The sequence below is a fragment of the Streptomyces sp. NPDC059398 genome (assembly GCF_042751845.1).
Taxonomy (GTDB): domain Bacteria; phylum Actinomycetota; class Actinomycetes; order Streptomycetales; family Streptomycetaceae; genus Streptomyces.
The window spans coordinates 1-8,317 of the sequence record NZ_JBHYWP010000167.1; the positions used below are offsets into that span (position 1 = coordinate 1).

The following is an 8,317-nucleotide window of genomic DNA, read 5'->3' on the forward strand; positions in this document are numbered from 1 at the left end:
CCCCGGCGCGCTTCCACTCTAGCACACAGAACCATTTACGTATAAAGAGATTTTTTATTTAATATCGGCACGTTCGCCGAGTGTGAAGCGATCCCCGGTTCCGTTCGTCGATCTCCGTGTTCCTCTCATCCTCCCCCTCGCACCAAGGAGCGTTCGACCAGATGGCATTGATGTGGAGAGCACCAACGCCCCTGCGAAGGACGGCCGTTGCCCTGTCGGCGGTGGTGGCGACGCTCGCCGCCGCCGTGGTCGTCACCGGCCCGGCCGCCGCCGCGGCCGACGGCGGCCAGTCGGCCGTGGTCAGCCAGGACTGCACAAGCAGCCGGATCCGCGTGGCGCTGCTCAACCCGACCGCGGCGGCGACCACCTTCACCGTCAGCTGGCCGGGCAACGGCACCTGGACCCGTACGGTGGCCGCCGGTGACCGCACCGACCTGTACTTCTCCAAGCCCAGCGGTACGGACTACTCGCTCCGCACCACCACACCCCAGGGTCTGGACAGAACCATGAGGGGCACCCTGGACTGCGGCCGGTCGATGGCCGCGCAGATCAGCATGGAGTGCCCGAGCGACACCGGCGGTTCGCCCGCCGCCACCCACCGGCTGCGGCTCACCCTGGTCAACCGTTCCGACACGTCGAAGACCTTCACCGCACAGTGGGAGGGACGCTCCGGCTCCCCCTGGACCCGGACCCTGGCGGCACACGGTTCCGACGACACGCTGTCCTGGACGGTGGCGGACGGAACCCCGTACCGGATCAGGACGACGGCCACCGGCTTCGACCGTACCGAGAGCGGGACCGCGCGGTGCGGGCTGGCCACCGGGACACCCGGTATGAACGCGCAGGCGCTCTTCGCCGCGCACACCTCCACCAGCGCGGGAACCCCGATCGCCGGTCTGAACCGGGCCAGGGCGGACGGCAGCGGATACGAGACCTACACCGGCACCGCCGCCTCGGTCCGCATCCCCGCGATGGCCGTCACCGACAACGGCACCGTCATCGCCATGGCCGACGCCCGTGTCGACAGCACAGCCGACCTGGGTGGGGCCGGCAACAACATCCAGGTCGCCATGCGCCGCAGCACCGACGGCGGCGCCACCTGGACGGGCGCATCGACGGTCGCGCACGCGGCGACGACCAGCGAGGGGTACGGCGACAGCAGCCTCCTGGTGGACCGCTCGGCGGGCAAGGACGGCACGGTCTTCGCGTTCATCAACTACTCACCCGCGCCCGGCATCAGCTACGCGGGCTCATCGGCCGGTTCGAACTCGGCGACCGACACCACCGCCCTGCACATCCGGGTGATCTCCTCCACGGACAACGGCGCCACCTGGAGCAGCCCGGTGGATCTGAACCCACAGGTCAAGAGCGTGAAGTGGGCCGGTATGTTCGCCTCTTCCGGCCATGGCATCCAGCTCTCCGACGGCCGGCTCGTGCAGCCGATCGTCTACAAGCAGGACGGAGCCGACCACGCGGGCAACATCTACTCCGACGACCACGGCGCCACCTGGCACGCGGGCGCCGCCGCGGCGACCGGCGTCAACGAGAACAAGGCGGTCCAGCGCGACACCGGCCAGGTGGTGCAGAACCTGAGGTCCGACAGCGGAGGCAACCGCTGGTACGCCACCGCGGCGGACACGGCCACCGGGCGCGATGTCGCGGGGGCCTACGGTCCGGCCTGGAACTCCGGCCTGATCGACCCCGGCTGCAACGGCGACGAGATCTCGTACCTCCGGCCCGCCGACGTCGGATCCGGCGGATTCCCCGCTCTGACCCCGGTCACCGTGCAGAGCAACAACGCGTCCACCGGCCGCAGTGAGCTGACGGTGCGTACCAGCGACGACGACGGTGTGACCTGGCCGCACCAGGTGCTGGTCAAGCCGGGCGCGGCCGGATACTCGACCACGGCGGTCCTCGGCAGCGGTGCGATCGGCGACCTCTACGAGATCGGCGACACCGGCGGCATCGTCTTCAGCAGCTTCACCCCCGACTGGGCGCGGCAGTCCTGACCGGCCGAACGGGCGCCGCGGTCCTGACTCGCCGCCCTTGAGCCGGACGGCAGAAGGCTACGGCGACCGAGCGGGCCCGCCCCCTCGGCACGATGCGGGGGACGGGCCCGGAGTGGCCGGGCGGGCAGGTCAGTCGGCCGGAGCCGCTGCCCGTGCCTCCTGCACCCGTCGCCTGACCGGTGCGTAGTGCTCGGCGATGGCGTGGGTGAAGGCGTCGACGTCGCCGGCCCGGGCGGCGTCGACGATCCTGCGGTGGTTGGCCACGGTCTCGGCCTCGTCCTTGCTGGTGAACTCGCCGAGATGCGGCACCACGATCGTGTACACGTCCCAGAACGCGAGCGAGAGCTGCCCGATCAGTTCATTGCCGAGCGGCTCGACCAGCAGGGCGTGGAAGGCGCGGTCGGCCTCGACGAAGCCCATGCCGTCGCTGTTTCCCGAGCGCTCCATGTCGTCCACGATGCGGTAGAGCGTACGGAGATGGTCGCTGTCCAGGGAGGTGAGGATCCGCTCCGCCATCCCGCGCTCGAACAGCTCGCGTACGTCCACCAGGTCCGACATGACCTTGAAGTCGTCGTCGCGGCTGAGCAGTCCGCGGAAGGTGAGCCCCTCCACCAGCGCGGAGAGGGTGAGCCGGCCGACGTAGGTGCCGTGGCCGTGCCGCACCTCCACGATGTCCAGCGCGTCGAGGGTCTTGACCGCCTCGCGCACGCTCGACCGGCTGGCGCCGAGCGTGGCGCTCAGTTCGCTCTCGGTGGGCAGCGGATCTCCCGGACGGAGTTTGTTCTCCAGGATGTACCGCTTGATGCCCTCGCTGACCTCCTGTCTCAGCAGGGCACGCCCCTGACGTCCTTCCAGGATTCGCCGGCTCTCCACCCCTTGATCCCTCTCCTCGTCCCAGCTGTGTTCACACGCTATCAGCCATCGGACATCAGACATCAGACATCAGACATCAGACAAATTTCGGGACGCCCTTCCCGGACACAGCGCAGACGTCTTACGGCGATCCGGGCCCGGGCAGGATGATGGTCCCATGAGCGATCACGACGAGACCGCGGGCAGCCGGAGCGCCTTCGACGAGGAGGCGCGACAGGTACTCGCGACCGGCGCACGCGAGGAGAAGCTGCGCCGGCGCTATCCGGTCGATTCGGCGTCCTTCGAGCGGACCCGGATGGCGCCCTACACCGCCTACGCGGCGATGGTCCTCGAAGGCGCGGGCTGGCGGCAGATGTTCCCCGCCCAGCCGAGCGAGGACGAGGCGCGGCTCGACCTGGCCGCGGTCCTGCGCGCCACCACCGGGCACCCGACGGTGGCGGCGGCCCGCTACGCGCAGGCCGCCGACGCCGTGGAGAACGGGGCGGACCAGGCCATCCTCGGCGACAAGGTCTACCGGATCGTACGTGTCGAGCAGACCGTCGTCATGACGGAGTACGGCCCCGAGCCGCCCCAGGGCGGGGACTGCCCCTTCCCGGAGGAGTTCGACGACCGGGAGTCCGAGCACTGACCGGGTTGCACGGCTTGCACCGGTTGAACGCGTTGTACGGGTTGAACGGGCTGCACGGGTACCGGCCGTCAGGCCAGTCCGGCGAGCGTGTTCCAGAACATCAGCTCGTAACTCTGCAGCAGCCGCCCATGGCGGCGGGCGGCTGCCAGGTCGAGACCGCTGTCGAGCCCGGCCTGGACGGCGTCCGCCGCCTGCGCTTCGAGATCCGGCGCGGGCTCGCCGAAGAAGTCGAAGAATCCGCAGCCCCGGTCGTCGAACCCGTAGTGGGTGCGCAGCCCCTCGGCGATCGTGGCGCAGTACTCACCCCAGGCGGCGAAATTCGCGGTGAGCGCGAGCGCGGCCTCCGCGGGCGCGGCGGTGAGGGCCAGCCTCGCCACGTACGAGGGGTAGGCCTGGCAGCCTGCCGTCGGCTCGTAGGCCGCGACCTCGGCGCCGCCGAGCCCGCACGCGGCGGTCAGCGCTTCGAGCCGCTCGGCCGCGATCTCCTCCCCGGCGGCGAGGGCGCCGAAGAATACGGCACAGGCGTCATCCCCGCGAGCCGCCGACCGCTCGGCCAGATACGTGAATGCGCTCCGGTCGCTGTCGATGACGTACCTCTGTTCCAGGGCGAGCGCGGACAGCGCGCCGGGGTCGGCCGTGCCCGCCGCGACCAGCGGGACGAGCCGGTTGTCTGCGGCCCCCGGCGCCAGCTCGGCCGTGGTGCTCCTGAGTACGTCGAGCGCTGTACGGTGCATCTCCCTCTCCCTTCGTCCTGGGTGCACGGCACCCGCCCAGAGTGTTGCGGCAGCTGTCGTGCACACCCAGGGCCGCGGTGCCATACTCGGACATGTTCACTCGAACGGCTGTCCCTGTCCGAAAGGACGACGCCAATGACCTGGGCTTCGTGGACCACCAGCGGAATCTTCGCGGGACCGGGCGGAGTCCGTACGGAAGAGATCGGTGTACTGACCGGTGATCTGACGGTGCACACCACGTGGTGGGAGGACCAGGCGTCCTTCGCCGTGCAGTACAGCGGATCGTCCGACTGGTTCACGCTGGTCGGCAGCCCCGTGCCCTGCGGCTCGGAGCGTGCCAGCCGCGAACTCCACCAGATCGTCGTCGAGGCGGTGCGCGCCGGAGGCGGGGTCACCGCACAGACCGTCCAGTACAACGCGGAGCCCTGGCAGTAGCCGCAGGGCCCCAGGCAGCAGCCGCCCATGACCGGGCGGCCGTTCCCCGCCCCGACCCGTCGCGTTAGGGTGCGGGGTGCTGTTGAGGACCGCTGGGCCCGGCGCCCTGGACGACATACGGCTGCTGGACCGTGAGGAAGAGGGCGGGCACTGGCCGCTGCTGCTCTGGACCCCCGGGCCCGGCCGGCGCATGATCTCCAGCGCGGCGCTGGGCGGAGGCATCGGCGAGCGGCACTGGGTGCTCAACGCCCAGGTGCGTCCCGGCTACGCGCGGACGGACACGGAAAGCCATCTCGCCGAGATCGCCGGACGGGCGGGCGCGACGGGCCCCGGGGTCGGGCTGATGACGGCGGCGCCCGTGCGCAATGCCCGCTCCGCGACGGACGGCGGAGTGCAGGCCCTGGTCACCGCCGGAACGGGGGTGCACGGCTGGGCGGCCGAACCCGGTACGGGAAGCGACGAGCCGCTGCCCGCGGGGACGATCAACATCATCGTGGCGGTGCCGGTGGCACTCTCCGACGCGGCACTGGTGAACGCGGTGGCCACCGCCACCGAGGCCAAGGTCCAGGCCCTGCGGGACGCCGGTCTCGACGCGTCCGGCACCCCCACCGACGCTGTGTGCGTCTCCGTGCCCGGCCATCCGGCCGGCCCGCCCCCCCGGGGGGCCCGGGCCCGTGGGCCCCGCGCGGGGGCCCCGGCGGGCGGGGGGGGCCGGGGCGGCCGCGCCGGGCGCCGTGCGACGCTGCTCGCCTGTCTGCCGCCGGACGCGGCGCGGCACTGACCGGGGCCGCCGCCGACCGGTCCCGGCTGCGGCTTGCCGGTCCGGCGCGGCGGTCGGCGGGCCCGGGGTGCCGGTCAGCCGCGTGAACCCGCGGCGCCTGCCGCATCCGTGGCATCCGCCGGATCCGCGGTCTCCACCGCGTCGGCCGGCTGCGGGGCCGCCGGCGCGGCTGGCACCGCAGCGCCGCGGCGGAGCCGGCGGGCCAGTGGCTCGGTCCAGCGGGCGGTCAGCGGGCCCACGATGACCAGGATCAGGACGTACGCGGTGGCCAGCGGGCCGATACGCGGTTCGACGCCGACCGCGAGGCCCGCGATCACGATGGAGAACTCGCCGCGTGCCACCAGCGTGCCCCCCGCCCGCCAGCGTCCCGCGGACCTGATCCCGGCCCGGCGGGCCGCGTACCAGCCGGTGGCGATCTTCGTCAGCACCGTCGCGATCGCGAGCAGCAGCGCGGGGAAGAGGACGGGCGGGATGTCGGCGGGGTTGGTGCTCAGTCCGAAGAAGACGAAGAAGACAGCGGCGAAGAGATCCCGCAGCGGCGTCAGCAGATTGTGCGCGCCTTCGGCGACCTCACCGGAGAGCGCGATACCGACCAGGAACGCACCGACCGCGGCGGAGACCTGGAGCTGCTGTGCGATCCCCGCGACGAACAGCGTCAGCCCGAGGACCACGAGCAGCAGCATCTCCGGGTTGTCCGACGACACCGCCCGGCTGATGAACCGGCCGTGGCGCAGCGCCACATAGAGGACGGCGCCGACCGTGCCGAGGGAGATCAGCAGGGTGAGGCTGCCGCCCGCCAGACTCAGTCCGGCGAGCAGTGCGGTGAGCAGCGGCAGATAGACGGCCATCGCCAGGTCCTCGATGACCAGCACGCCGAGGACCACCGGTGTCTCGCGGTTGCCGAGACGGCCGAGGTCCCCCAGGACCTTGGCGATCACTCCCGATGAGGAGATCCAGGTGACCCCGGCCAGTGCGACGGCGGCGACCGGGCCCCAGCCGAGGATGAGCGCTGCGGCGGCGCCCGGTGTCGCGTTCAGTACGAAGTCGACGATCCCGGAGGGGTACTGGGTCTTGAGGTTCGTGACGAGTTCGGACGCGCTGTATTCGAGCCCCAGCAGGAGCAGCAGCAGGATGACGCCGATCTCGGCGCCGGTGGCGGTGAACTCCTCGCTGGCGTCCAGCGGTACGAGGCCGCCGTGGCCGAAGGCGAGTCCGGCCAGCAGATACAGCGGGATGGGAGAGAAACCGATACGGCCGGCGAAGCGGCCCAGAAGCCCCAGGGCGAGGATGACCGCCCCGAGTTCGATGAGCAGCGCGGACATGTTGTGCACAGGCGTTTATCCTCCGGTGATCAGTTCCGCGACGGCGTCCACGCCCTCGCGGGTGCCGACGACAACGAGGATGTCGCCACTGGCGAAGCGGAAGTCCGGGGTGGGAGACGGGAATGCGGTGGTCCGCCGCAGTACGGCGACGATCGAGGCACCGGTCCTGGTGCGCGCCTGAGTGGCGCCGAGTACGCGCCCCGCGTACGGGGACCTCTTGGTGATCGCGATGCGCTCGCTCACCAGGTCGATCTCCAGGTGCTCGTGCAGCTGGGCCACCGGCGCGGGGGTGAGGAGCCGGGACAGCGCGGCCGCCTCGTGCGAGGCGAGCGGCGTCGAGCTGCGGCAGCTGTCGTCGTCCTCGGGATCGTGGAACGCGAGGATGCGTCGGCCGTCCTGATGTGCCACGACCGAAATGTGCTGTCCGGCATCGGTGTTGAGGTCGTACCTGGTTCCGACTCCGGGCAGTCCGGTCTTCCGGATGCGGGCGGCGGGTTCCATAGAAGGCTCCATACGGGCATTCAGGGGCGGTGTGCGGGCACGGTTGCCGTAGGTGCGGCGCGACGCGGTCGGTCTCCGCGGATCCGTCCAGCGGGCAGCCGGTAGCTCTGCCCGTAACTCTATCGCAGGTCAAGTAATGGTAAATAGTGGAGTCGTTATGGGGTGATTAACCCTTTTTGTCGGCCCAGGTCGGGAGGTGACTCCCGGCCGGGCCCACCCGGTGAGGGTGTGGTGCCGGGCCCTCCCGCGTTGCTGGCATGATCGGGGGCATGGCTGAACGCGTTATCGCCGCGTGTGACGGGGCGTCGAAAGGAAATCCGGGGCCCGCGGCATGGGCCTGGGTCATCGCCGACAGTGCGGGCACACCTGTCCGCTGGGAGGCGGGAGCGCTGGGCACGGCGACGAACAATGTGGCCGAACTGACCGCCCTGCAGAGCCTGCTGGCCGCTGTGGACCCCGGCGTGGAGATGGAGATCCGGATGGACTCCCAGTACGCGATGAAGGCGGTGACGACCTGGCTGCCCGGATGGAAGCGCAAGGGCTGGAAGACGTCGTCCGGCAAGCCGGTCGCGAACCAGGAACTCGTGATGCGGATCGACGAGCTGCTCACCGGCCGTACCGTCGAATTCCGCTACGTCCCCGCGCACCAGGTCGACGGCGATCCGCTCAACGACTTCGCCGACCGGGCGGCCAGCCAGGCCGCGATCGTGCAGCAGGCCGCGGGCAGCCACCTGGGCTCCCCGCAGCCTCCCGCCGCACCTGACGCCGTCCGCACGTCCGGGGCATCCCGGCGCGGGTCCGCGGGTGCCACGAAGGCCGGGCCGTCGGCGAAGCGCACCTCGTCGCGGACGCTGAAGGCGAAGTTCCCCGGCCGCTGCCGCTGCGGCCGTTCCTATGCGAGCGGCGAGCTCATCGCCAAGAACACGGACGGCTGGGGCCACCCCGACTGCCGCACGGCGGACACCGCCTAGGATTTCCGGTCCGCTCCGTACGGGGCGGCCTCCCCGTGCCGGGCCTGCTCCGTACCGTTACGG

9 protein-coding genes are annotated in these 8,317 nt (G+C 71.1%); 5 read left to right on the forward strand and 4 right to left on the reverse strand.

What is annotated here, in order from left to right:
* Positions 1 to 161 precede the first annotated feature (161 nt).
* Positions 162 to 2,009 (forward strand): exo-alpha-sialidase, encoded by a 1,848-nt coding sequence (locus ACFXBC_RS34185; protein WP_385033698.1) that lies wholly within the window; start codon positions 162 to 164, stop codon positions 2,007 to 2,009.
* Between the two features lie 129 nt (positions 2,010 to 2,138).
* Here the strand turns inward: ACFXBC_RS34185 and ACFXBC_RS34190 are convergent, their stop codons facing one another.
* Positions 2,139 to 2,882 carry a FadR/GntR family transcriptional regulator gene (locus ACFXBC_RS34190; protein WP_385033701.1) on the reverse strand — a complete coding sequence of 248 codons (744 nt, stop codon included), beginning with the start codon at positions 2,880 to 2,882 and terminating at the stop codon, positions 2,139 to 2,141.
* 157 nt (positions 2,883 to 3,039) lie between these two features.
* On the opposite strand from ACFXBC_RS34190, the gene ACFXBC_RS34195 reads away from it, so the two are divergent.
* The gene (locus tag ACFXBC_RS34195) at positions 3,040 to 3,510 is read left to right on the forward strand and encodes a DUF5954 family protein (RefSeq protein WP_385033704.1); all 471 of its coding nucleotides are present in this window, start codon (positions 3,040 to 3,042) and stop codon (positions 3,508 to 3,510) included.
* Between the two features lie 68 nt (positions 3,511 to 3,578).
* Here the strand turns inward: ACFXBC_RS34195 and ACFXBC_RS34200 are convergent, their stop codons facing one another.
* Positions 3,579 to 4,244, reverse strand: a complete 666-nt coding sequence (locus tag ACFXBC_RS34200; RefSeq protein ID WP_385033707.1) for a transcriptional regulator — start codon at positions 4,242 to 4,244, stop codon at positions 3,579 to 3,581.
* Positions 4,245 to 4,379: 135 nt separating this feature from the next.
* Between ACFXBC_RS34200 and ACFXBC_RS34205 the strand changes: the two genes are divergently transcribed.
* On the forward strand, positions 4,380 to 4,679 hold the full coding sequence (locus ACFXBC_RS34205) for a hypothetical protein (protein ID WP_385033710.1): 300 nt from the start codon (positions 4,380 to 4,382) through the stop codon (positions 4,677 to 4,679).
* A 76-nt stretch (positions 4,680 to 4,755) separates the two neighbouring features.
* Positions 4,756 to 5,460, forward strand: coding sequence for an adenosylcobinamide amidohydrolase (locus ACFXBC_RS34210; RefSeq protein ID WP_385033712.1), 705 nt, complete (start codon positions 4,756 to 4,758; stop codon positions 5,458 to 5,460).
* A gap of 74 nt (positions 5,461 to 5,534) precedes the next feature.
* Here ACFXBC_RS34210 and ACFXBC_RS34215 read toward each other — a convergent pair whose 3' ends face one another.
* Entirely contained in the window at positions 5,535 to 6,791 is a 1,257-nt protein-coding gene (locus tag ACFXBC_RS34215) for a cation:proton antiporter (protein ID WP_385033715.1), read from the reverse strand.
* A gap of 6 nt (positions 6,792 to 6,797) precedes the next feature.
* The gene (locus ACFXBC_RS34220; protein WP_266860137.1) at positions 6,798 to 7,283 is read right to left on the reverse strand and encodes a cation:proton antiporter regulatory subunit; all 486 of its coding nucleotides are present in this window, start codon (positions 7,281 to 7,283) and stop codon (positions 6,798 to 6,800) included.
* A gap of 257 nt (positions 7,284 to 7,540) precedes the next feature.
* Here ACFXBC_RS34220 and ACFXBC_RS34225 point away from each other — a divergent pair, with 257 nt between their 5' ends.
* The gene (locus tag ACFXBC_RS34225) at positions 7,541 to 8,254 is read left to right on the forward strand and encodes a ribonuclease H (RefSeq protein WP_385033718.1); all 714 of its coding nucleotides are present in this window, start codon (positions 7,541 to 7,543) and stop codon (positions 8,252 to 8,254) included.
* Positions 8,255 to 8,317 lie beyond the last annotated feature (63 nt).

Coding starts and splice junctions, on each gene's coding strand:
- ACFXBC_RS34205 (WP_385033710.1), top strand. CDS start 4,380: ATGACCTGGGCTTCGTGGACCACCAGCGGAATCTTCGCGGGACCGGGC.
- ACFXBC_RS34200 (WP_385033707.1), bottom strand. CDS start 4,244: ATGCACCGTACAGCGCTCGACGTACTCAGGAGCACCACGGCCGAGCTG.
- ACFXBC_RS34185 (WP_385033698.1), top strand. CDS start 162: ATGGCATTGATGTGGAGAGCACCAACGCCCCTGCGAAGGACGGCCGTT.
- ACFXBC_RS34220 (WP_266860137.1), bottom strand. CDS start 7,283: ATGGAACCCGCCGCCCGCATCCGGAAGACCGGACTGCCCGGAGTCGGA.
- ACFXBC_RS34225 (WP_385033718.1), top strand. CDS start 7,541: ATGATCGGGGGCATGGCTGAACGCGTTATCGCCGCGTGTGACGGGGCG.
- ACFXBC_RS34195 (WP_385033704.1), top strand. CDS start 3,040: ATGAGCGATCACGACGAGACCGCGGGCAGCCGGAGCGCCTTCGACGAG.